Annotated in this window: 23 protein-coding genes; 10 read left to right on the top strand and 13 right to left on the bottom strand. The window is 72.7% G+C overall.

Going from position 1 to position 21,137, the window contains the following annotated elements; translation table 11 throughout:
- Window positions 1-118 precede the first annotated feature (118 nt).
- A complete protein-coding gene (locus B100_RS0113730) occupies window positions 119-535 on the bottom strand; it encodes a thioredoxin family protein (RefSeq protein ID WP_078540898.1) in 417 nt (138 codons plus the stop codon).
- A 191-nt stretch (window positions 536-726) separates the two neighbouring features.
- Here B100_RS0113730 and B100_RS0113725 point away from each other — a divergent pair, with 191 nt between their 5' ends.
- The gene (locus tag B100_RS0113725) at window positions 727-1,455 is read left to right on the top strand and encodes a lysophospholipid acyltransferase family protein (RefSeq protein WP_024885018.1); all 729 of its coding nucleotides are present in this window, start codon (window positions 727-729) and stop codon (window positions 1,453-1,455) included.
- Between the two features lie 72 nt (window positions 1,456-1,527).
- On the opposite strand, the gene B100_RS0113720 is transcribed toward B100_RS0113725, so the two are convergent.
- The 5 genes from B100_RS0113720 to B100_RS0113700 form a co-directional block, all read right to left on the bottom strand.
- On the bottom strand, window positions 1,528-2,220 hold the full coding sequence (locus B100_RS0113720; protein WP_024885017.1) for a phenylalanine--tRNA ligase beta subunit-related protein: 693 nt from the start codon (window positions 2,218-2,220) through the stop codon (window positions 1,528-1,530).
- A gap of 2 nt (window positions 2,221-2,222) precedes the next feature.
- Complete coding sequence (locus B100_RS0113715) at window positions 2,223-2,807, bottom strand: transglutaminase domain-containing protein (protein ID WP_024885016.1); 585 nt, start codon at window positions 2,805-2,807, stop codon at window positions 2,223-2,225.
- Window positions 2,808-2,882: 75 nt separating this feature from the next.
- Entirely contained in the window at window positions 2,883-3,953 is a 1,071-nt protein-coding gene (locus B100_RS0113710; RefSeq protein WP_024885015.1) for a threonine aldolase family protein, read from the bottom strand.
- Window positions 3,950-4,696 (bottom strand): SDR family NAD(P)-dependent oxidoreductase, encoded by a 747-nt coding sequence (locus tag B100_RS0113705; RefSeq protein ID WP_024885014.1) that lies wholly within the window; start codon window positions 4,694-4,696, stop codon window positions 3,950-3,952. Before B100_RS0113705 ends, B100_RS0113710 begins: the two co-directional genes overlap by 4 nt.
- A 38-nt stretch (window positions 4,697-4,734) precedes the next feature.
- Window positions 4,735-6,132 carry a DUF6421 family protein gene (locus tag B100_RS0113700; protein ID WP_024885013.1) on the bottom strand — a complete coding sequence of 466 codons (1,398 nt, stop codon included), beginning with the start codon at window positions 6,130-6,132 and terminating at the stop codon, window positions 4,735-4,737.
- A 254-nt stretch (window positions 6,133-6,386) separates the two neighbouring features.
- Between B100_RS0113700 and B100_RS0113695 the strand changes: the two genes are divergently transcribed.
- Complete coding sequence (locus tag B100_RS0113695; protein WP_024885012.1) at window positions 6,387-7,070, top strand: glycerophosphodiester phosphodiesterase family protein; 684 nt, start codon at window positions 6,387-6,389, stop codon at window positions 7,068-7,070.
- Between the two features lie 22 nt (window positions 7,071-7,092).
- Here the strand turns inward: B100_RS0113695 and B100_RS0113690 are convergent, their stop codons facing one another.
- Window positions 7,093-7,635 (bottom strand): GNAT family N-acetyltransferase, encoded by a 543-nt coding sequence (locus tag B100_RS0113690; RefSeq protein WP_024885011.1) that lies wholly within the window; start codon window positions 7,633-7,635, stop codon window positions 7,093-7,095.
- Window positions 7,636-7,784: 149 nt separating this feature from the next.
- Here B100_RS0113690 and B100_RS0113685 point away from each other — a divergent pair, with 149 nt between their 5' ends.
- On the top strand, window positions 7,785-8,183 hold the full coding sequence (locus B100_RS0113685; RefSeq protein ID WP_024885010.1) for a VOC family protein: 399 nt from the start codon (window positions 7,785-7,787) through the stop codon (window positions 8,181-8,183).
- Between the two features lie 168 nt (window positions 8,184-8,351).
- Here the strand turns inward: B100_RS0113685 and B100_RS0113680 are convergent, their stop codons facing one another.
- Entirely contained in the window at window positions 8,352-8,963 is a 612-nt protein-coding gene (locus tag B100_RS0113680) for a MarR family winged helix-turn-helix transcriptional regulator (protein WP_024885009.1), read from the bottom strand.
- Window positions 8,960-10,696, bottom strand: coding sequence for an FUSC family protein (locus tag B100_RS0113675; RefSeq protein WP_024885008.1), 1,737 nt, complete (start codon window positions 10,694-10,696; stop codon window positions 8,960-8,962). Before B100_RS0113675 ends, B100_RS0113680 begins: the two co-directional genes overlap by 4 nt.
- A gap of 201 nt (window positions 10,697-10,897) precedes the next feature.
- Between B100_RS0113675 and B100_RS0113670 the strand changes: the two genes are divergently transcribed.
- From B100_RS0113670 to B100_RS0113655, 4 genes are all read left to right on the top strand, one after another.
- Window positions 10,898-11,440, top strand: a complete 543-nt coding sequence (locus B100_RS0113670) for a DUF5134 domain-containing protein (RefSeq protein ID WP_024885007.1) — start codon at window positions 10,898-10,900, stop codon at window positions 11,438-11,440.
- Between the two features lie 101 nt (window positions 11,441-11,541).
- Complete coding sequence (locus B100_RS0113665; RefSeq protein ID WP_024885006.1) at window positions 11,542-12,477, top strand: M56 family metallopeptidase; 936 nt, start codon at window positions 11,542-11,544, stop codon at window positions 12,475-12,477.
- Between the two features lie 113 nt (window positions 12,478-12,590).
- The gene (locus tag B100_RS0113660; protein WP_024885005.1) at window positions 12,591-13,391 is read left to right on the top strand and encodes a phosphatase PAP2 family protein; all 801 of its coding nucleotides are present in this window, start codon (window positions 12,591-12,593) and stop codon (window positions 13,389-13,391) included.
- Window positions 13,392-13,477: 86 nt separating this feature from the next.
- A complete protein-coding gene (locus B100_RS0113655) occupies window positions 13,478-14,155 on the top strand; it encodes a TetR family transcriptional regulator (protein WP_024885004.1) in 678 nt (225 codons plus the stop codon).
- Here B100_RS0113655 and B100_RS0113650 read toward each other — a convergent pair.
- The gene (locus B100_RS0113650; RefSeq protein WP_024885003.1) at window positions 14,143-15,645 is read right to left on the bottom strand and encodes a hypothetical protein; all 1,503 of its coding nucleotides are present in this window, start codon (window positions 15,643-15,645) and stop codon (window positions 14,143-14,145) included. The two genes, B100_RS0113655 and B100_RS0113650, sit on opposite strands and share 13 nt — an antisense overlap.
- 208 nt (window positions 15,646-15,853) lie before the next feature.
- Here B100_RS0113650 and B100_RS0113645 point away from each other — a divergent pair, with 208 nt between their 5' ends.
- Entirely contained in the window at window positions 15,854-16,519 is a 666-nt protein-coding gene (locus tag B100_RS0113645) for a DUF305 domain-containing protein (protein WP_037722787.1), read from the top strand.
- A 24-nt stretch (window positions 16,520-16,543) separates the two neighbouring features.
- Here the strand turns inward: B100_RS0113645 and B100_RS0113640 are convergent, their stop codons facing one another.
- Window positions 16,544-17,008 (bottom strand): DUF6214 family protein, encoded by a 465-nt coding sequence (locus tag B100_RS0113640; RefSeq protein ID WP_024885001.1) that lies wholly within the window; start codon window positions 17,006-17,008, stop codon window positions 16,544-16,546.
- A 200-nt stretch (window positions 17,009-17,208) separates the two neighbouring features.
- On the opposite strand from B100_RS0113640, the gene B100_RS0113635 reads away from it, so the two are divergent.
- Complete coding sequence (locus tag B100_RS0113635) at window positions 17,209-18,552, top strand: FAD-dependent oxidoreductase (protein WP_024885000.1); 1,344 nt, start codon at window positions 17,209-17,211, stop codon at window positions 18,550-18,552.
- Between the two features lie 20 nt (window positions 18,553-18,572).
- Here the strand turns inward: B100_RS0113635 and B100_RS0113630 are convergent, their stop codons facing one another.
- Window positions 18,573-19,994, bottom strand: a complete 1,422-nt coding sequence (locus B100_RS0113630) for an amidase (protein ID WP_024884999.1) — start codon at window positions 19,992-19,994, stop codon at window positions 18,573-18,575.
- Window positions 19,995-20,082: 88 nt separating this feature from the next.
- Here B100_RS0113630 and B100_RS0113625 point away from each other — a divergent pair, with 88 nt between their 5' ends.
- A complete protein-coding gene (locus tag B100_RS0113625; RefSeq protein ID WP_024884998.1) occupies window positions 20,083-20,718 on the top strand; it encodes a TetR/AcrR family transcriptional regulator in 636 nt (211 codons plus the stop codon).
- An 18-nt stretch (window positions 20,719-20,736) separates the two neighbouring features.
- Here the strand turns inward: B100_RS0113625 and B100_RS0113620 are convergent, their stop codons facing one another.
- Window positions 20,737-21,090, bottom strand: coding sequence for an ArsR/SmtB family transcription factor (locus tag B100_RS0113620; protein WP_024884997.1), 354 nt, complete (start codon window positions 21,088-21,090; stop codon window positions 20,737-20,739).
- Window positions 21,091-21,137: the final 47 nt, after the last annotated feature.

Raw genomic sequence — 21,137 nt, 5'->3', positions numbered from 1 at the left:
GGTACCCGACGGCGGCCAAGGGGTTCCGACGACATGCCGTCAGGCTGACGACAAGCGCCGCGCAGCGTCAAGCCGGTCCCCGTGGATGGGAGATGTCTCACCATGATCGCGACGGGGTTCACAGGGCCGCGCCAAGAGCGGCGATCACATCGGCCTTGCGCGGCTGTCCGGCGGCCCGCCGCACCACCCGGCCGCCGGCATCGAGCACCAGCACGGTGGGGGTGCGCACGATCTCGAGGCGCCGTACGAGGTCCAGCCGGGCCTCGGCGTCGATCTCCACGTGGGTCACGCCCGGGACCATGCCGGCGATCTCGTCCAGCACCCGGCGGGTGGCCCGGCAGGGCGCGCAGAAGGCGCTGGAGAATTGCACGAGGGTGGCGCGCTCGCCGAGGGCTGTGCCCAGGTCGGCCGCGAGAGCGGCGGGCGCTCCGCCGTCCTCGTCGGGCCGTCCTGTGTCGTCACTGCCTCGCACGCGTCCGCTCCCGTCCTGAATTCCGCCGTCAACGCCCTCAAGCGTCCCGGGGACCGCGAACATTCCCGTCCGCCACGCAAAACCCGAGGTGGATTCAAGGAACGTGACGAGAATCTCCGCCGCGCGCCGCCCCCGGGACTGGTTCACCGGCCGTTCTTGGGGCAGCATCAGCGACAGGCCGTAAACCTACGGCTGCGTAACTTCGACTGGGAGCCTCCTTCCCAGGCAGAGAAGGAAAGGGTTCCGACCCGCCCATGGCAGAACTTGTTTACCGGCCCGTGATCGGCTTCGCCCGCACCCTGTTCAAGGCGTGGGACCTCAAGATCGATTGTCAGGGGTCGGAGAACATCCCGCGCTCGGGCGGCGCCGTGCTGGTGAGCAATCACATCAGCTATCTCGACTTCGTCTTCAACGGACTGGCGGCGCTCCCACAGAAGCGGCTCGTCCGCTTCATGGCCAAGGAGTCGGTGTTCCGGCACCGTGTCTCCGGCCCGCTGATGCGCGGCATGAAGCACATCCCGGTGGACCGCGAGCAGGGTGAGGCGGCGTACGAGCACGCGCTGCGGTCGCTGCGGTCCGGGGAGATCGTGGGCGTCTTCCCGGAGGCGACGATCTCCCAGTCGTTCACCCTGAAGAGCTTCAAGTCCGGTGCCGCGCGCATGGCGCAGGAGGCGGGCGTCCCCCTCATCCCGATGGCGGTGTGGGGCACCCAGCGGCTGTGGACCAAGGGCCACCCGCGCAACTTCAAGCGCAGCCACATCCCTGTCACCATCCGTGTGGGCGAGGCGATCGAGGCCTCCAAGGACAAGTACGCCGGCGCGATCACGCGTCAGCTGCGCGAGCGGGTGCAGGAGCTGCTGGAGGCGGCCCAGCGGGCCTACCCGGTGCGGCCCCGCGGCGACGACGACACCTGGTGGATGCCGGCCCACCTCGGCGGCACCGCCCCGACCCCGGAGCAGGTCCGCGCGGCCGAGGCCCACTGAAATCCCTTCTCAGGTCCCGGGCCGCGCACAGCACGGCCCGGGACCTGCCGCGTTCGCGCCGAGGCCTCGCCCTCATGCGGCCGGGTGGACCGTGATCCTCGCGCCGGAGCTGAACTTCTCCAGGAGGGCGGCGAGTTCGGCGGCTGCCTCCTCGGCCTCGGAGGGGGTCGTCGGGGGCAGGCACTCCAGGAGGAAGAGACCCGAGGTGGTCTCCTCGGTGAGCCGGGTGCGCGGGCCCTGGCGCCAGTTCCAGCGGCGGCAGGTGACGCCGAGGCCGTCGCACCACACCACCTCGCCCGGGTCGGGGTGCTCGACGGTCTCCTCTCCCCCGGCGACCGTCACGAAGTCCTCCTGGCCGGTGGCCCGGACGAGTCGCATCGTGCCCTGGACGCGGTCGGCGTCCTCACCCCCCACGGGGATGAGCCGGGCGACGCTGACGGCGTTGTAGACGTCGACGAGGAGGTTGATCCGGGGCAGGCCGGCGTCCGACAGGGCGCGCTTGGCCAGGGCCTCGGCCGAGTTGCGGGTGCGGGAGGGCTTGGAGCCGAAGGCGGTGTAGGCCGTGCGCCAGGCCGTCATGTGCGGATCCTCGTGCGGGGCGCGCCCGTCCAGCCGGGCGGCGAGCCGGCGTGCGGCCTCGTCGAGCAGCGCGGAACTCTCCTCGGTGCTCGGCCCGTTGGTCAGTCCCTGCGCCTCGACGGCGACGTGGGTGAAACCGGGCACGAGGGCCCGTACCTCGTCGGACACGGTCGGCGCGAAGGTCATGGTCAGCCTTGTTCTCGGAGTGTGGTGGGGAGCGTCGCCCACAGGTGCGCCCGGTCGGAGGCGCCGCGCAGGGCGTGCAGCACGGCCGGGTGCGGCGCAGCATACAAGACCGGATGGTCCATCTCGTGGGACGAGGGGTCGGGTGTGAAGGCCAGCCGCTCGCCGTCGAGGGAGAACCGCGCGTCCACTCCGGGCTTGTTGCCGCGCGGGTCCTGCCGGTGCCAGGCGCCGTGGAACCGCACGGCGACCAGGCCGTGCACCACCCCGAGCTCCTGGTAGCAGAGCGCGGTCGGGATGTCCTCGGCGCGCAGCAGCGCGGCCAGCGCGTGGGCCTTGGCGTAGCAGATGCCGGTGCCCTGCCCCAGCACGTCGGAGGCGCGCCACGTCACGCGGGGGTCGTCGGCGTCCTGCGAGTGCGTGACGCGGTCGCGTACGTACTCGAAGGCTGCCTGCGCATACTCATACGAGTCGCGGACATCGGCGGCAAGACGGGCGGACACTTCCCTGACCCGTGGATGGTGATGGTCGATCGCCTCGTCGGCCGCCAAGTAGGCGGAGAGGTCCGGGTTCTCCTGGATGAACTGCATGGCGTCGGAGCATAGGTACGCGATCGACCGAGCGTCAATGCTTTTTCGGTCGATCGCATACCTATGCATGCCGTGCTAGCGGGCCATCTCCTCCTTGAGGGCGGCCACGAAGCGGTCCACGTCGTCCTCGGTGGTGTCGTATGCGCACATCCAGCGGACGTCGCCGGCCGCCTCGTCCCAGAAGTAGAAGCGGAACCGCTTCTGCAGGCGCTCGCTCACGTCGTGCGGCAGCCGCGCGAACACGGCGTTGGCCTGCACCGGGTAAAGGATCTCCACGCCGTGCACCGCGCGCACGCCCTCGGCGAGGCGCTGGGCCATCTCGTTGGCGTGCCGCGCGTTGCGCAGCCACAGGTCCCGGGCCAGCAGGGCCTCCAACTGCACGGAGACGAAGCGCATCTTGGAGGCGAGCTGCATGGACAGCTTGCGCAGGTGCTTCATGTGCTTGATGCCGTCCGGGTCCAGCACCACGACCGCCTCGCCGAACAGGGCGCCGTTCTTGGTTCCGCCCAGCGAGAGCAGGTCGACGCCCACCGCGTTGGTGAAGGTGCGCAGCGGCACGTCCAGCGTGGCGGCGGCGTTGGCCAGCCGGGAGCCGTCGACGTGCACCTTCATGCCGTGCGCGTGGGCGTGCTCGCAGATCGCGCGGATCTCGTCCGGGGTGTACACCGTGCCCAGCTCGGTGGCCTGGGCTATCGAGACGACCTGCGGCATGGCCCGGTGCTCGTCGTCCCAGCCGTACGCCTCCCGGTCGATGAGCTCCGGGGTGAGCTTGCCGTCCGGGGTGGGCACGGTGAGCAGCTTGATGCCGCCGACCCGCTCCGGCGCGCCACCCTCGTCCACGTTGATGTGGGCGCTCTCCGCGCAGATCACCGCGCCCCAGCGGTCGGTGACCGCCTGGAGCGCCACGACGTTGGCCCCGGTGCCGTTGAAGACCGGGAAGGCCTCGGCGGTGGGCCCGAAGTGGCTGCGGATCACCTGCTGGAGGTTCTCGGTGTAGGCGTCCTCGCCGTACGCGACCTGGTGCCCGCCGTTGGCCAGGGCCAGGGCGGCGAGCACCTCCGGGTGGGCCCCGGCGTAGTTGTCGCTGGCGAAACCGCGGACGTCCGGGTCGTGATGACGACGCGCGTCGGTCCTCGGAGGGTTCACGGCTTCTCGGTCAACCACAGACGGTTTCCGTTCACTTCCGCGGCGGGCTTGTCCCAGACCCCGACGATGGCCTCGGCCAGGTCCTTGACGTCCGTGAAGCCCGCGAACTTCGCGTTGGGGCGGTCGGCGCGCATCGCGTCGTGCACCAACGCCTTCACCACCAGGATCGCAGCAGCCGATGTCGGCCCCTGCTCGCCCCCGGCCTTGCGGAAGTAGTCGGCCATGGCGAGCGTCCACGCCTCGGCGGCGGCCTTGCCGGCCGCGTACGCGGCGTTGCCCGCCGAGGGCTTCGTGGCGCCGGCGGCGCTGATCAGGACGTACCGGCCGCGGTCGCTGCGCTGGAGTGCCTCGTGGAAGGCGAGCGTGGTGTGCTGCACGGTGCGCACCAGCAGCAGTTCCAGGAAGTCCCAGTCGTCCAGGCTGGTCTTGGTGAACGTCTCGCTGCCGCGCCAGCCGCCGACGAGGTGGACCAGGCCGTCGACCCGGCCGAACTCCTTCTCGGTGCGGGCGGCCCAGTCCCGGGTGGACTCCAGGTCGAGCAGGTCGACCGACTCCCCGGTGACGCTGGCGCCGCCGTGCGCGTAGCGCGCCGCGTCGACCGCTTCCGCCAGCCGTTCCGGGTCGTTGTCCGAGCCGACGACGGTGGCTCCCGCCTCGGCCAGCCTGAGCAGCGCCGCCCGTCCCGCGGGCCCGCCCGCGCCGGCCACCGCGATCACCGCACCTTCGAGCGCCCCGTTCCCCATGGTTCTCGCCTCCTGAGCAGTGTTGTGGACGAGATCGCTCACGCGGCGACCCGCTCGGCACCGTCCGCCGTGATGCCCCGGGTGGAGGCGATCACCTTCTTCAGCTTCTTGGACAGGGCCTCATAGAACATGCTCAGCGGAAACTCGTCCGGAAGCACGTCATCGACGAGTTTCCGCGGCGGCTGCGACAGGTCCAGGGCCTCGGGGCCCTTGGCCCACGTGGAGCCGGGGTGCGGGGCGAGGTAGCGGGAGACCAGCTCGTAGCCGGCGAACCAGTGGACGAGCTTGGGGCGGTCGATGCCGTCGCGGTAGAGCGTCTCGATCTCCGCGCACAGCTCGTTGGTGACCTGCGGGGCGCGCTCCCAGTCGATGGAGAGCTTGTTGTCGGTCCAGCGGACGACGTCGTGCTTGTGCAGGTAGGCGAAGAGCAGCTGGCCGCCGAGGCCGTCGTAGTTGCGCACGCGCTCGCCCGTCACCGGGAAGCGGAACATACGGTCGAAGATGACCGCGATCTGGACGTCGCGGGCCTGCGGCACGCCCTCGCCGGCGAGCTTCACGGCCTCCCTGAAGGCGGTGAGGTCGCAGCGCAGCTCCTCGAGGCCGTACATCCAGAACGGCTGGCGCTGCTTGATCATGAAGGGGTCGAACGGCAGGTCGCCGTGGCTGTGGGTGCGGTCGTGGACCATGTCCCACAGCACGAAGGCCTCTTCGCAGCGCTTCTGGTCGTGGACCATGGCGGCGACGTCCTCGGGAAGCCTCAGGCCGAGGATGTCGACGGCGGCCTCGGTGACCCGGCGGAAGCGGGCGGCCTCGCGGTCGCAGAAGATGGCGCCCCAGGTGAAGCGCTCGGGGGCCTCGCGCACGGCGATGGTCTCCGGGAAGAGCACCGCGGAGTTGGTGTCGTAGCCCGCGGTGAAGCCCTCGAAGGTGATGCCGCAGAACAGCGGGTTGTCGTAGCGGGTGCGCTCCAGCTCGGCCAGCCAGTCCGGCCAGACCATGCGGAACACGACCGCCTCGAGGTTGCGGTCCGGGTTGCCGTTCTGCGTGTACATCGGGAAGACGACCAGGTGCTGCAGGCCGTCCTCGCGCCGCGCGGCCGGCTCGAAGGCCAGCAGCGAGTCGAGGAAGTCCGGCACCTCGAAGCCGCCCTCGGCCCAGCGGGCCAGGTCCTTGCCCAGGGCCGCGTGGTACCCACGGTCGTGCGGGAGCAGCGGCGACAGCTCGTCGACCGCGCCGATCACGGTGCGTACGGCGTGCTCCGCGTCGCCGCGGGACGGGGCGCCCTCGGCCTCGAAGTCGATCGAGCCGTCCTTGGACTGCCAGGGCCGGATCCGCTCCACGGCATCCTTGAGCACGGGCCATGCCGGGTGCTCCACCACCCTGGTCATCGAAGGAACCTGTTCCCCCGAACCCTGCTGCACAAGAATTTCCGTCATGTCCCATCCTCCACAGGAGAACCTTGCGTACGCCTGACCGTATACACAGGGCGTTTCTCCCAGCAAGGGGTACCTCAGGAAATTATCCTGCCTCACCCGGGGCGCCACCGCATTTTTTCCGGCCGCCTACCCCGTTCGGCGGTGCTCCATGCGTTCCGGGTTCAGCCTCTGGACGACACGGGCAGAGGCGATACGGTCCCAGAGGGCCGTAGGGACGCGGCCCCCCGCCGCCGTCGACGGAAGCAGGTCGGATCTTGAACTTCCTCACCATCGGTCACCGCGGAGTCATGGGAGTCGAACCCGAGAACACCCTTCGGTCCTTCGTCGCCGCCCAGGAGGCCGGGCTCGACGTCATCGAACTGGATCTGCATCTGAGCAAGGACGGCGCGCTCGTCGTCATGCACGACGCGCGTGTGGACCGCACCACGGACGGCACGGGCGCCATCGCGGACAAGACCCTCGACGAACTGCGCGCGCTGGACGCCGGGCGCGGCGAGCGCGTCCCCCTCTTCGAGGAGGTGCTGGACACGGTCCGCACACCGCTGCAGGCCGAGATCAAGGACGTCCGGGCGGCCCGGGCGCTGGCCGAGGTGATGAACGGACGCGGACTGGCCGGCCGGGTGGAGGTGGCGTCGTTCCACGACGAGGCGATCGCCGAGATCGCCCGGCTGGTGCCCGGGGTACGCACGGCCCTGGTGGCGGGCCGCTACGGCACCGACGTGGTGGAGCGGGCGGTGGCCGTCGGCGCCTCGGCCCTGTGTCTCAACATCCGCCGGATCACCCTGGAGATCGTGGAGTGCGCCCGCAAGGCGAACCTGGCGGTCTTCGGATGGGTGGTCAACACCCAGGACCACCTCCGGCTGGTACGGGCGCTGGAGCTCGACGGGGCGACCACCGACTACCCGGAGATCAAACGCACCGGCCGTTTCACCGCGTGAGCGGCCGGCCGCCGTACGAGGCTCAGGCCAGCTCCTTGACCAGCAGCTCGAACTCCAGGTCGTCGCGCTGCGGGATGCCGAAGCGCTCGTCGCCGTACGGGAACGGGGTCGTCCGTCCCGTACGGCGGTAGCCGCGCCGTTCGTACCAGGCGATCAGCTCCTCGCGCACGGAGATCACCGTCATGTGCATCTCGGTCACGCCCCAGCCTTCGCGGGCCTGGCGCTCCGCCTCCGCGATCACGGTGCGGCCGAGGCCACCGCCCTGCTGGGCGGGGCTGACCGCGAACATCCCGAAGTAGGCGTGCTCACCGCGGTGTTCGAGCTGGCAGCAGGCGACGATCCGGCCCTCGCGCTCGACCGTGAGCAGTCGGCTGTCCGGTGCCTTGATGACGTCGAGGACGCCCTCGGGGTCGGTCCGCTGCCCGTGCAGGATGTCCGCCTCGGTGGTCCACCCGCCCCGGCTGGGATCCCCCCGGTAGGCCGACTCGACCAGGTCGACGAGGGCGTCCACGTCGGCGTCGGTGGCGTCGCGGAAGGTCAGTCCGGTGTCGGCGGCGGTTCCCATGGCGCGGTTCCCCTGATTCGTGTGCGTCTCTTTCGACGTGGCTGGGACGGGGCAGAGACTAACCCGGTGTTCCGGGCCGCCGAAGGGCCGGTCCACCCTCCGGACGGACCTCGGGCGGGAGGGCTACGACGGGCTCTAGGCTCGGCGGCATGGTGCATGTACTCAGCAGCCGTGTCCTGCTCCGTCCCTCCGACCCCGAGCGCTCCCGCGACTTCTACGGACGGCGGCTGGGGCTCGCCGTCCACCGCGAGTTCGGCACCGGCCCGGAGCGCGGCACCGTCTACTTCCTGGGCGGCGGGTTCCTGGAGCTCTCGGGCCGCTCGGACGCCGCCCCGGCGGGCTCCCCCGACGTCCGGCTCTGGCTCCAGGTGGAGGACGCCGAGGCGGCCCGGGAGGAACTGGCGGCCGAGGGCGTGGAGATCGTCCGCCCTCCGGTGAAGGAGCCGTGGGGGCTGATCGAGATGTGGATCGAGGACCCGGACGGCACCCCGATCGTCCTGGTCGAGATCCCGGCCGAGCACCCGCTGCGATACCGGCCGGGCGTCTGAGGGACCTTGGGCCTCCGTGCCCGCCGGCTGCGTCTCCGGCCCGTCCGGCGTACGAGGACGAGGCCCGCGGGGGGCGATGGGGGGGCCGGGGGGCGATGAGGGCCGGGGGGCGATGGGGGCCGGGGGGCGATGGGGGCCGGGGGCGCAGCCCCCGGTGATCGGCCACCCCTACGCGCGCAACGCCCCGAGGCGCCCCTCCAGCTGGGACAGCAGTCCCCCCAGCAGGGAGGCCAGATCACCCAGCTCGGCGTGGTCGAGTCCCGACAGCACGGCGGTCTCGTAGGAGAGCTGGGCCGGGAGGATCCCGTCCACCAGCTCACGGCCCGCGTCGGTGAGCCGGACGTGGGCGACCCTGCGGTCCCGTGTGTCACCGCGGCGTTCGACCAGCCCCCGCTCGGTGAGCTGCTTCAGCCGCTTGGTGACGGCGGCGCCCGAGGAGAACGTCTCGCGGGCCAGCTCGCTCGGGGTCAGCTCGTGGCCGGTGCGGCGCAGCGCGCCGAGCAGGTCGAACTCGGGGCGGGTCAGTCCGGCCCGGCGCAGCGGGGCGTCCTCGGCCTGCTGGAAGAGGGCCGAGCAACGGTTGATGCGGCCGATGACCTCCATGGGGCCGGTGTCGAGGCCCGGGTGGACGGCCCGCCACTGCCGGACCACCTCGGCGACGGTGTCGCGGCCGGACACCGGCGTGTCCGTGGCGCCGGTGGGGGCCGGGGGGTCCGTACGGCGGTCGCCGCCGGTCGCCGGTGCTGCGTCGCCGGCCGATGGCCCGTGGGTCGCCGTCATGGCGATGCGTCCTCCGTGTGCGTGCTGGTGCCGGGGTCGGGGAGCAGACCCTGGCGTCGTACCGTGGCCGCGAGCGTACGGTGTGCCGCCTGCTCGGCGAGCACCACCCGCTCCTGCGGCAGCGCGCGCTGCCACCATTCTCCGGCAGCGGCGTCGGCGGTCGCCCGCAGGTCGACCACGGCGCCGGCGAGTGCGCGCCGGGCGGTCTGCAGGTCCGTGACCGTCGTGCCGGGGGCAACCACCAGGCGGGCGGCGTGCTCACGGGCCCGGTCGACGACGGCGAGTGACCGCTCGACGCGCCGGCCCGCCCGGCGGTTGGTGACGGCCACGGCGGCGGCGAAGCCGACCAGGGCCCCGACCAGGGTGTCCACCACGCGGCCGGTGACCAGGTCGCCGGTCGGCTGGTAGCCGGGCAGCTCGGTGACCAGCAGGGCCAGCGGGGTCACGCAGACGCTGCCGAGCCAGTAGTTACGGCCGATGAGTGCCTCGGCGCCGAAGTTGCAGGCCAGGATGCACAGGAGGAGGGCGAGCGGGCCGAGCTGGGCGACCGGGGTGATCGCCGCGAAGAGCAGCACACCGGCCAGGTTGCCGACGACGCGCTGCACGCCACGGCTCCAGGTGAGCGTGATGTTGGCCTGGTAGAGGGAGGCCGCGGTGACGAGGGCCCAGTAGGGGCGGTCGGCGCCGAGGGCGAGGGCGGCGTAGCCGGCGAGGGCGCAGCCGAGCGCGGTGCGGACGGCGATCGGGGCCAGGGGGCCGAGCCTGCTCCACAGCGGGCGGGGCGCGGCGGCGCGCTCGGCGGCCACCCCCAGAAGCTCGTCGCGCTCCCCGCGCGGGGCGTCGGTGCGCGGGGCCTCGTCAGGCAGAGGCGCGGTGAGCGGGTCGTCACCGCGCGGGTCTCCGGTGCGCGGGACACGGCCCGTGCCCCGTACGGCGCGGGCCCAGGCGCGCAGGCGCGCGGGGTCGGCGTCGGCCGGTGCGGCGAGCGTGACCTCGGCGCGGACGACGAGCCGTTCCAGGGCGCGGCGCGTGGCCGAAGGGCGGTTGCCGGCCGCGAGCAGGGTCTGCCAGGCCGCGTGGACGGCCGTGTAGGCGGCGGAACGGGCGCCGGAGGCCCCCTCGCCGGTGCGCGCGGCCTCGGCGTACGCGGCGGTGGCGTTCAGCGCCTGGGCGGTGGCCCGCCGCTCGGGGCCGTGCGGCCGGAAGGGCGCCGGGGCCATGCCCACCAGCCAGGCCCACACACCGGCCGCGGCGGCGAGCGCCAGGTGGCCGGGGACCTGGCCGAGGCTCTGCGGGACGAACAGCGAGGCCGAGCTGACGAAGGTGAGGATCACATGGGCGGGCGGCCCGACCCGGGTGACGTCGCACACCACCTTCTGCAGGGCGGCCAGCAGGGCGCCGACGGTCACCAGGATCACGGCGTTGCGGGTGAGGGAGGCGGAGACCAGGGCGACGGCGAGGCCGCCGAGCATGCCGAGGACGACGCCCGCCAGCACCTTGGCCCGGGCGGCGTAGGGGCGGTTGTGGGCGTAGAGGGCGCACAGGGAGCCGGCCATGGTGTACACCGCGAGGTCGAGCCGGCCGAGCGCCCACAGGAGCAGGCTGGGCGGTGCGACGGCGGCGATCACGCTGAACGCCGGTTTGAACCAGACGTCCGAGGGTCGCCCGAGGCGCAGCGCGCCGACGACCTGGAGGCGCCGGACACGCGCGGGGGTGGGGGTCGCACTGCTCATGAGAAGCAATGTTAACAGGTGTTTTACCTGTAAAATATTGATGCGCGCCCGACCCCGAACGTCATCCAGAGGGGTCCTGTCCACTCCGCGGTCCGCCGCGCTCCCCCGGGAGCCCCCCTCGTACCCCTTCGCGCTCGCGTACACGCCGTCGGGCGGGGGCATCCCCTGACCGTCCGGTGGAGCGGTACAAGGGGGGCTCGCGTGCACGGACCGGGACCGTCCGGCTGGCTGCTGGTGGTGCTCTGCGCGGCCACCGGCATGTACTGCCTGCTGAGGATGCGCAGCCGCGTGGAAGAGCAGCGCCGGGCCGCCGGCGGCGAGGCGCTGATGGGGTTCGGGATGGCGGCGATGGCGGTGCCGACGGCGGCGTTCACCCCGCCGGCCTGGACCTGGCCGCTCTGGGCGGTGGTGTTCGGGGCGGCCGGTCTGCACGCGCTGTGGTCGGCCCGCGCCTCCGCGCGCCATCTGCACCACGCGGTGGGCGCGGCCGCGATGGTCCACATGGCGGTCGCGATGGCGGCCGGCCCGGGCGGGGCGCACCACGGCGGTACGGGCACACCCTTGCTCACCGGAATCCTGTTGCTGTACTTCGCCGCGTACGTGCTGGTGACGGGCGCGCGGCTGGTGCCCGTGGCCGCCGTGGCGGGAGGCCCGGCGACCGGCTGGGGCGACCGGCCGGAGGTGGCGCGGGCCTGCCGGCTGTCGATGGGGATCGCGATGGTGGCCATGCTGCTGACGATGTGAGCGCGCAAGAAGCCGTTCGGGCACCGCGCGGGACCGTTGTCTGCGTCACTTCCCACCGCGGGTCCGTATCCAGGGGCCGTCCGCGCTTCTAGGCTGCTGCCATGATCCTCCCTGCGGTCCTGTTGATGCTCGGCGTCCTGACCGCTGTCGTGGGTCCCCGGCTGCTCGCGCGGGCCGACTGGCCGGACCGTGAGCCGATCGTCGCCCTGTGGGCCTGGCAGTGCGTGATCGCGGCGGTGCTGCTGTGCTGCGCCCTGTCGATGACGTTCAGCGCGGCGGCCGCCTGGCGGGCGGTGGGCGGGCATGTGTTCACCGGGGCGCCTGGCGTAGTGGTGGAGGCCTACACACTCGGTACGGCGGGCCTCTGGGCGCATGTCACGGCGGTGGTGCTGGCGTGCGGCGGGCTGTGGAGCGCCGTGATGCTGGTGCGGGAGATCGCGCGGGCCCGGACCCGGCGCAGGGCGCGCCGCGCCGAACTGCTGCGGCGGGCGCCGCTGCTGCCCGGCGAGGAGACGGCGTCCGACCGGCTGGTGGTGCTGGAGGGCGACCGGCCCGACGCCTGGTGCCTGCCCGGTAGCCCGCCCCAACTGGTGGTCACCACCGCGGCGTTGCGGCGACTGAATGGCCGCCAGCTGGACGCCGTGCTGGCGCACGAGCGCGGTCACGCGCAGGCCCGGCACGACTGGCTGCTGCACTGCTCGTCGGCGCTGGCGGAGGGCTTCCCGCAGGTGCCGGTGTTCTCCGCGTTCCGCGACGAGATGCACCGGCTGGTCGAACTCGCCGCCGACGACACGGCGTCCCGCCGCTTCGGCCGGCTGACCACCGCCCTCGCCCTGGTCGAACTCAACGAGGACCGCGGGGTGTTCGGCCCCGGACCGGCGTCCCACGCCGATGTCCCGGCGCGGGTGCACCGGCTGCTCGCCCCGCGGGACCGGCTCACCGCGGGACGGCGGCTGCGGCTGACGGCGGTCGCGTCGCTGGTGCCGGTGGTTCCCCTCCTCGTGGCGTTCCTGCCGGGATTGCGGGCACTGGGGTAGGCGACGGCCCCGACGCGGCCGGACCGTCCCGGGACCGGGCCGGTCCGCGCCCCCAGTGGACCGGGCGTGCCGGGTTCCTGGCCCGGGCGCCTACGGTCGGCGAGGATCACCCCATGCGTACCCCCAACGCCCCCGCACCGCCCCGGCCCGCCCGGCGCCGTACGCCGGCCCGCTCCTTGACCGCTCCCGCCGCGGTGCTGGCCGTCGCCTCGGCCCTGCTGCTGGCGCTGGTCGCCGCCGAGTGGCGCCCTCTGCTGGATGTGGACGGCGACATCTCCCGGACCACCCACCGCTGGGCGGTCACGGAAGGGGGCCTGACCCAGGCGGCGCGGGTGCTGACGGACTGGGTGTGGGACCCCTGGACGATGCGTCTGCTGTGCGCGGTGGCCGTGGTCTGGCTGGTTTCGCGTCACGCGGCCCGGTGGACGGCATTGTGGCTGGTCCTGGCGGTGGCCGTCGGCACGGCACTGCAACAGGGACTGAAGGCCGCGGTGGACCGGGAGCGCCCGGTCTGGTCCGATCCGGTCGACACCGCCCACTACGCCGCCTTCCCGTCGGGTCACGCGATGACCGCGACGGTGGTGCTGGGTCTGCTGCTGTGGGTGCTGCGCCGTCAGGGGGCGGGTCCCGCGCTGTGGCGGACGGCGCTGGCCGTGGCGGTCGTCTCGGTGATCGGGGTCGGTCTCACCCGCGTCTGGCTCGGCGTGCACTGGCCGTCGGACGTGCTCGGCGGCTGGCTGCTCGGCGCCCTGGTGGTGGTCGCGGCGGTCGCGGTGCACCGGCGGCTGCGGCCCGTGGCCGGCGAGGACCCGCGGGGCGGGACCGGCGGCTCAGGCTCGCCGTCGGCCTCACGGAACCGTCCGCCTCACCCCGAACCGTTCACCTCGGACGATCCCCCGCGTCGCCCGAGGTGAACGGCAGCCCGAAGTGGGCCCGCCAAGGGCCCGTCCGGGTGCGCTGAGTATAGTTGGCTGGCAGCCAGTCAACGCAGGAGTCCAGCATGTCCCCGCGCAGCGCCCTGGTCAATGAAGAGTTGCGTCGGCGTTCGAAGGAGCGGCTGCTGCACGCGGCCGTCGAGCTGGTCGACGAGCGCGGTTACGAGGCGACCACACTGGCCGACATCGCCGACCGGGCGGGCTCCGCGCGGGGTTTGGTGTCGTACTACTTCCCGGGGAAGCGGCAGCTCGTGCAGTCGGCGGTGCACCGGCTGATGCACCGCACCCTGGAGGAGGGGCTGGAGCGCGAGCCGCGCACGGAGGACGGCCGGGAGCGGATGGCGCGGGCCGTCGACGCGATCCTGGGCCTGGCGCGCGAGCGCCCGGTGCTGATGCGCTGGCACATGGCGGGGCTGCTGCAGGCCGAGGGTTTCCTGCCCTGTCCCGAACAGCGGCGGCTGGCGGAGTTGCTCGGCGACACCGTGGCGCGGCACGGTTCGGAGGACGTCGACGCCGACTACCCCATGCTGCGGGCGCTGTTGATGGGCGCCGTGTACGCGGCAGTGATGCCGGGGGCGCCGATGCCCGTACCGGTGCTGCGCGCCGAACTGTTCAAGCGCTACCGGCTGGACTGGGAGATGGGTGTCCCGCCGGACCCCGAGGGGACCGGCGGGACGAGGGAGAAGGACCGGACGGACATGGCCCGGTTCTTCGCGACGGAGCCGGGAACTCAGTCGAAGTAGTCCGGCTGCGTCTGCACGTTGAGCTCGTCCATGTGGATCTTGCGGGCCGCGTCCGTGCGCTTGTCGTCGATCCTCAGGACGTCGAAGCCCTTGGCCATGTCGTTGGAGTAGATGTAGCCGTTGTAGTAGTACGCCGACCACGAACCGCCGGTGACGAGCTGGTCGGTGGAGAGCGGTCCGCGCTCGAAGTAGGCGATCTCCTTCGGCTTCTTGGAGTTGGTGAAGTCCCAGACCGAGATGCCGCCCTGGTACCAGGCCTGGACCATCAGGTCACGGCCGCGGACGGGGATCAGCGAGCCGTTGTGGGCCACGCAGTTCTCGGTGTCCGCCTGGTGGCGGGGGATCTTGAAGTAGCTGCGGAAGACCAGCTTGCTGCGGTCGCCCTTGCCGACGATGTCGTAGATGCCGTCGGCGCCGCGGTCGGGGCCGATCTCCGCGTTGCAGGTGGCCGCGCCACCGCCGCCCAGCTCGTCGGTGAAGACGACCTTGTTGGCCTTCTGGTTGAACGTCGCCGAGTGCCAGAACGCGAAGTTCACGTTGTCCTGGACGCGGTCGATCACCCGCGGACGCTCGGGGTTCTTGATGGAGAACAGGATGCCGTCACCCATGCACGCACCGGCGGCCAGGTCCTTCGAGGGCAGCACGGTGATGTCGTGGCAGCCGGTGGTCTTGGAGACGCCCGGGTTGGTGGGCGCGCCCGGGTTGCCGCCGCCGTCCGGGCCCTCACCCGGGAACAGCACGGGGAAGCCGACCACGGCGGCCTTGTGCGGGGCCTTGCGCGGGACCTTGATCACGGAGATGCCGTCGTGCGGCGGCCGGCAGTCCGGGTAGGCGGCGTTCGGCGAGTAGGAGGAGACGTAGACGTATACGTTCTTGCGGTCCGGCACCAGCGTGTGGGTGTGCGAGCCGCAGGCGGTCTCGACGGCGGCGACGTAGCGCGGGTTGCGCTTGTCGCTGATGTCGAAGACCTTCATGCCCTCCCAGGAGGACTTCTCGGTGGCGGGCTGCGTGGTGCTGTTGCAGCTGTTGTCGCTGCGCGAGGAGTCCGTGGACAGGAAGAGCAGGTTGCCGGAGACGGTGATGTCGTTCTGCGATCCGGGGCACAGCACCTGGGCGACCGTCTTGGGCGCCTTGGGGTTGCTGATGTCGAAGATGCGGAAGCCGTCGTAGTTGCCCGCGAAGGCGTACTTGCCCTGGAAGGCGAGGTCCGAGTTGGTGCCGGACAGCACGTCCTTGGGGATGTTGGCCACGTGCTTGATGTTGGCGGAGTGGACGATCTCGTCCTGGCCGGGTATCTCACCGCTCTTGATGGCGGCGCGGGCCTCGGCCTGGTCGCTGCGGGACACTTCCTTCGCGGCGGCGGGCGAGTCCCCCGGGTCCGGGATCGCCGCGGCGGGCGCGGCAGTGAGCAGCGCGGCCAGCAGGCCGCCCGCTGCCGCGGCAACTCCCAGCCGTCTCCGCCGGGTTCGGGAAACGCTCAACAGGATCACTGTTTTCCTCCCTGGTTCCGTTCACGTGGGAACGGTGTGGCACCGGCAGTATCGTCTTCGACATGCACATACCAACAGGGGCTCCACAGCATCGCAACAAAGTTTTTTGATCGAAGTTGCGCGGAAGCGTGCTAGGACGGTCATCGACACTCACGAGGTGTTCCGCACCACCGCCGAGCGGGAATACCGCCAGCCACAGGAGGTCCATGTGCACCACCGCCGCCGCGTGCCGCGCCTGTCCGTCGTCTCCGCCGGGCTGACCGCGCTGGCCGTCCTCGGGCTCGTGGGCTGCGAATCCGACTCGGACGACACCAAGTCCGCTCCCGTGACCGGGCCTTCGGTGATCGCACCCGGCGCGCCCGGCGAGGAGAACCGGACCCTGTCGGCCGAGGAGGCCCAGCGGCAGCGCACCGAGGACGACTCCCCCAACTCCGCGGACGTGTCCTACGCGCGGATGATGATCCAGCACCACGCGCAGGCGCTGGACATGACCGAACTCGCGCCCGGGCGCGCCGAGTCGGTGAAGGTGGTCAAGCTGGCCGAGCGGATCGCCGCGGCGCAGAAGCCGGAGATCGGGGCGATGCGGGGCTGGCTACGCACCCACGGCAAGCCGGAGCAGGAGTCGGGGCACGGGCACGACCACGCGACGATGCCCGGGATGGCCACCGAGGCGCAGTTGAAGCAGTTGCGCGCGGCCGAGGGCAAGGCCTTCGACCAGTTGTTCCTGACACTGATGATCACGCACCACCAGGGCGCGATCACCATGGCCACGGACGTGAAGGGCCAGGGGAACAACATCCGGATCGAGGAGATGGCGGACGACGTGGTCGCGCAGCAGACCAGCGAGATCAACCGGATGCGCGACCTGCTGTGACGCTCCGCCCGGAGGACGCGCCGCTCAGCGGCGGGCGTGGCGCGGGGAGAGCAGACCCGCGTCGCGCGTCCGCCCGATGAGCCGCAGCGCCCCGCGCCGGCTGTACCCGGTCCGGTCCATCACCGCGAGGACCGGATCGGCGCCGCGTTCCTGCGCCGCGCGGTAGGTGCGGGCCACCAGCGGCCACTGCGCCCGCCCGCCGGACGGGCCGGAGCCGCCCCGGTGCGCACCGCCGGCGTCCTCCTCGCGGTCCGGTTTCGGCTCGGCGCCGCACGCCTCGGCCAGCGGTCCCTCGATCCAGTCGGCGAACACGGCCAGGTCCTCCAGGGCGAGCGCCGGGCGGGCCTGGACGTCCTCCACGCAGACCCACCCCTCGCACACCGTCGCCAGCGCCTCGATCGTGGCCCCGTCGCGGAAGGCCACCCGCACATGGAGCCACCGGGTGGCCCGCTCGCCCTCCCGCACCTCCCACGCGGGCCACACGGACACCGCACCCTCCGCCGGAGAGCGATCGGAAAGTTGAAGAAAAGATGCCTCGAGCACACAGGCAACGTAACCGTGTGATCAGTTCACCTCTGTAGGAACACGCACCCCGGACGGCCGACGGCACCCTGTCAGCGGAGTGCGGACGGTGCCATGCTGGAGGCATCGGCGATCTCCTGTCGATCCCCCGGGGTGAGGAGTTCCGCGTGCTGCGTGTCGCCGTCGTCGGATCCGGGCCCAGCGGGTGCTACACCGCGCAGAGCCTCGTCCAGCTCGATCCCCAGGTACGCGTCGACGTCCTGGACCGCCTGCCGTGCCCCTACGGTCTGGTCCGCTACGGCGTGGCACCGGACCACGAGAAGATCAAGTCGCTGCAGAACAACCTGCGCGCGGTGCTGGAGCACGAGCGCGTGCGCTTCCTGGGCGCGGTCCGGGTCGGCCCGGACGGGGTGCCGCCCGCCCGGCTGCGGGAGCTGTACCACGCGGTGGTGTACTGCGTGGGTGCCGCCACGGACCGGCGGCTGGGCATCCCGGGCGAGGAGCTGCCAGGCAGCTGGTCGGCGACCGAGTTCGTGTCCTGGTACAGCGCGCACCCGGACGCCGCGGACACGGGGTTCCTGCACGGGGTGCGGTCGGCGGTGGTCGTCGGCGTGGGGAACGTCGCCGTGGACGTCGCCCGCATGCTGGCCCGCGGGGCGGGTGAGCTGAGCCCGACCGACATGCCGCACGGCGCGCTGACCGCGCTCGCGGCGAGCGAGGTGACGGGCATCCACATGGTGGGCCGACGGGGTCCGTCGCAGGCCCGCTTCACCACCAAGGAGCTGCGCGAGCTGGGGACGCTGCCGGACACGGGGGTCGAGGTCGACGCGGCCGAGGCGGCGCTGGACCCCGGATTCACCGACCCAGCCGGGCTGCCCCCGGCCCGCCGCCGCAACGTCGAGGTGCTGCGCGGCTGGACCGGGCCGGCGCGCCCCGGCGTCCGGCGCCTGATCCGGCTGCGCTTCTTCCTCCGCCCGGTCGAACTGCTCGCCCGGGACGGCAGGGTGGGCGCGGTGCGCTTCGAGCGGACGGCGCCGGACGGACGGGGCGGGGTCACGGGGACGGGCCGCTTCGAGGTGATCGAGGGCCGGCTGGTGCTGCGGTCGGTCGGCTACCGGGGCGTACCGCTGGAGGGGCTGCCGTTCGACGCCGCGACGGGCACGGTGCCGCATCTCGCGGGGCGGGTGCTGCGCGAGGGTGCGGTCGCACCGGGCGAATACGTGGCGGGCTGGATCAAGCGGGGTCCGACCGGAGTCATCGGCACGAACCGCTCGTGCGCCAAGGAGACGGTGACGTCCCTGCTGGCGGACGCCCCGTCGCTCACCCGGCGGGATCTGCCCGGCGACCCGCTGACGGCCCTGCGGGTGCAGGGCGTCGACCCGGTGCCGTGGCGGGGCTGGCAGTCCATCGAGCGCGCCGAGGCCCGCCTGGGCGCCTCCCTGGGGCGTGACGTCGTCAAACTCCCCGACTGGGAGGCACTGCTGACCGCGGCCCGGGACGAGGGCGGGTAGTCCGGGCCCCGGCCGGGACGTCACCTACGGGGGTCGAGCGGCGTCAGCACGCCGAGGCGGTCCTCGATCTCCTGGGCGGCGGCCAGGCACAGGTCCTCCCGGAACGCGCGCCCCACGACCTGCACCCCGCACGGCAGTCCGTCGCGCGTTCCCGTCGGTACGGCCACGGCGGGCACACCCACGAAGCTGGTCACCGCGCACAGCCGCATCCCGTCGGCGACCCGCTCGCGTCCCGCCGCGTCGCGTGACTCCAGCCCCGGTTCGACGGGCGGCTCGGTGAACACCGGCCCGAGCAGCAGCGGGTAGGCGTCCAGGAACTCCGCCCAGGAGCGGCGGATGCCGAGCCAGGCCCCCATCAGCCGCGTGAGTCCGGCCGCGTCCGTGGGCGGCGTTCTTTCCATGGCCATCGCGATGTAGCGGTCACCGCCCTCGCCGAGCAGCCGGCGCACCGCCGGCCAGGTGGGCGCGAACTCGGTCACGGTGATCCGCCCGTACGCCTCCAGCGCCTCGTCCAGCCGCGGCACGTCCGCCACCTCGCGCACGTCGTAGCCGGCGTCGCGCAACGCCTCGGCCGCCGCCGTGACGGCCTCACGGACCGTGGGGTGCGTGCCCCGGCCGCCGGGGTCGGTCACGACCGCGACCTTGACCGGTCCGGGCAGCGGTTCGCCGTACGGTGGCACGGGCACGGCCCGCGGGTCCCGCGGATCGGTCCCGGCCAGCGCCTCGTACGCCAGCCGGAGGTCGGCGACGGTACGGGCCAGGGGCCCGTCGGTGACCAGCGTCTGCGAGGCGGGTCCGGGATCGTCCGGCCCGAGGACGCGGTGGTCGGCCGGGAACCGCCCGGGGGTCGGCTTCAGCCCCGTGACGCCGCAGAACGAGGCCGGGATCCGCACGGAACCGCCGGCGTCGTTGCCGAGCCCGAGGGCGGCCATGCCCGTGGCGACGGCCACCCCGTCGCCACCGCTGCTGCCGCCCGGGGTACGGCTCGGGTCCCACGGGTTGACGGTGTCGCCGAACAGCTCGCTGCGGGAGTGCATCCCCGCCAGGACCAGGGTGGGCATGTTGCTGTGGCCGATCGGTACGGCTCCCGCCGCGCGGAGCCGGGCCACCGGCGGCGCGTCGGCCGTCGCCACCAGGTCGCGGAAGCGTGGCGTGCCAAGGGTGGTCGGCACCCCTTCGACGGGGGTGGTCTCCTTCACCGTGAACGGCACACCGGCCAGCGGTCCCGGCTCCTCGCCCGCCGCCCGCCGCCGGTCGATGCGCGCGGCGGCCTGGCGGGCCCGGTCGGCCATCAGCTGCGTCACCGCGTTGACCCGCGGGTTGACCTCGGCGATGCGGTCCAGGTGGCTGTCGACCAGCTCGGCCGCCGAGATCTCGCCGCTGCGGACCGCGGCCGCCTGGCCGGCCGCCGTCATGGCCCACATCGCGTTCTGCCCGCTCATCGTGTTCCCGCTCCCTGCCGAGTGCCTGTGCCCCGACCCTACCCCGTAACCGATACACTCGTATCGGAATAAGGAGGGCCGACCGACCATGCCCAAGCAGGTGGACTACGAGAGCAGACGCCGCCGGATCGCCGAGGCCGTCTGCCTTCTGGCCGACGAGCGGGGACCGGAAGGCGTGAGCATGCGGGACGTGGCCGCCCGGGCACAGGTCTCCCTGGGCGCGGTGCAGCGCTGCTTCCGCACCAAGGAGGAGATGCTGCTCTTCGCCGTCGACCACGTCGGCGAGCGCGTGACGGAACGGGTGAGGGCGCGCCTGGGCGCGAGCCCGGCGCAGTCGGCCGCCACCGCGCTGGGGCACGCGGCCGACGAGGTCGCACTGCTCCGGGAGGAGCACCGCGCCGAGGCGCGGATCTGGCTGGCGTTCGTCGCCCAGGCCGCCGTCAGCGCGCCACTCGCCGCCCCACTGCGGAGCAGTTATGCGGCCCTGCACGGCCTGTTCGTCCGCCTCGTCACGGAGGCGGCCGCGAGCGCTCCGGCCGACGGCGACACCGCCCCGGCCGACGCGGAACTCGAGGCCCGCACGCTGCTCGCGCTGACCGACGGCCTCACCAGCCACGTCCTGATCGGGCACCTGACGGCGAAGGAGGCCGGGGGCGTACTGGACGCGCACCTCTCCGGACTGTGGGACCGCCTCGGCGCCACCGCCCCCGAGAACACCGCCTGACCGCGCGGGGGCGGCGCGTCAGGACTGTGCGTCCCGCGCCGCCTGCCGGCGCGCCGCGACGAGGAGGGCGTCGAGGAGGCCGGGGAACAGGGCGTCCAGATCCTCCCGGCGCAGGCCGTTCATCTTGGCGGTGCCCTCGTAGACCTGCTGGATCACACCGCTCTCGCGCAGCACGCGGAAGTGGTGCGTGGTGGTGGACTTGGTGACCGGGAGGTCGAAGTAGGAGCAGGACAGCGCGGCCTCGGCGTCCGCGAGTTCGCTGACGATGCGCATCCGGACAGGGTCGGACAGCGCGTGCAGCACGGACTCCAGCCGGACCTCGTCCCGCGCGGGGTGGGGCAGGACGCGGCGGCTGGGAAGGGCGGTCGTCACGGCGGCTCCATGGTGCTCCGGGAGCCCTCATTGTACGAGAACCTTCG

The sequence above is a fragment of the Streptomyces sp. CNH189 genome (assembly GCF_000527195.1).
Note: the sequence above shows the minus strand (reverse complement) of the source record. Positions and strands in the feature narration are given on the sequence as shown.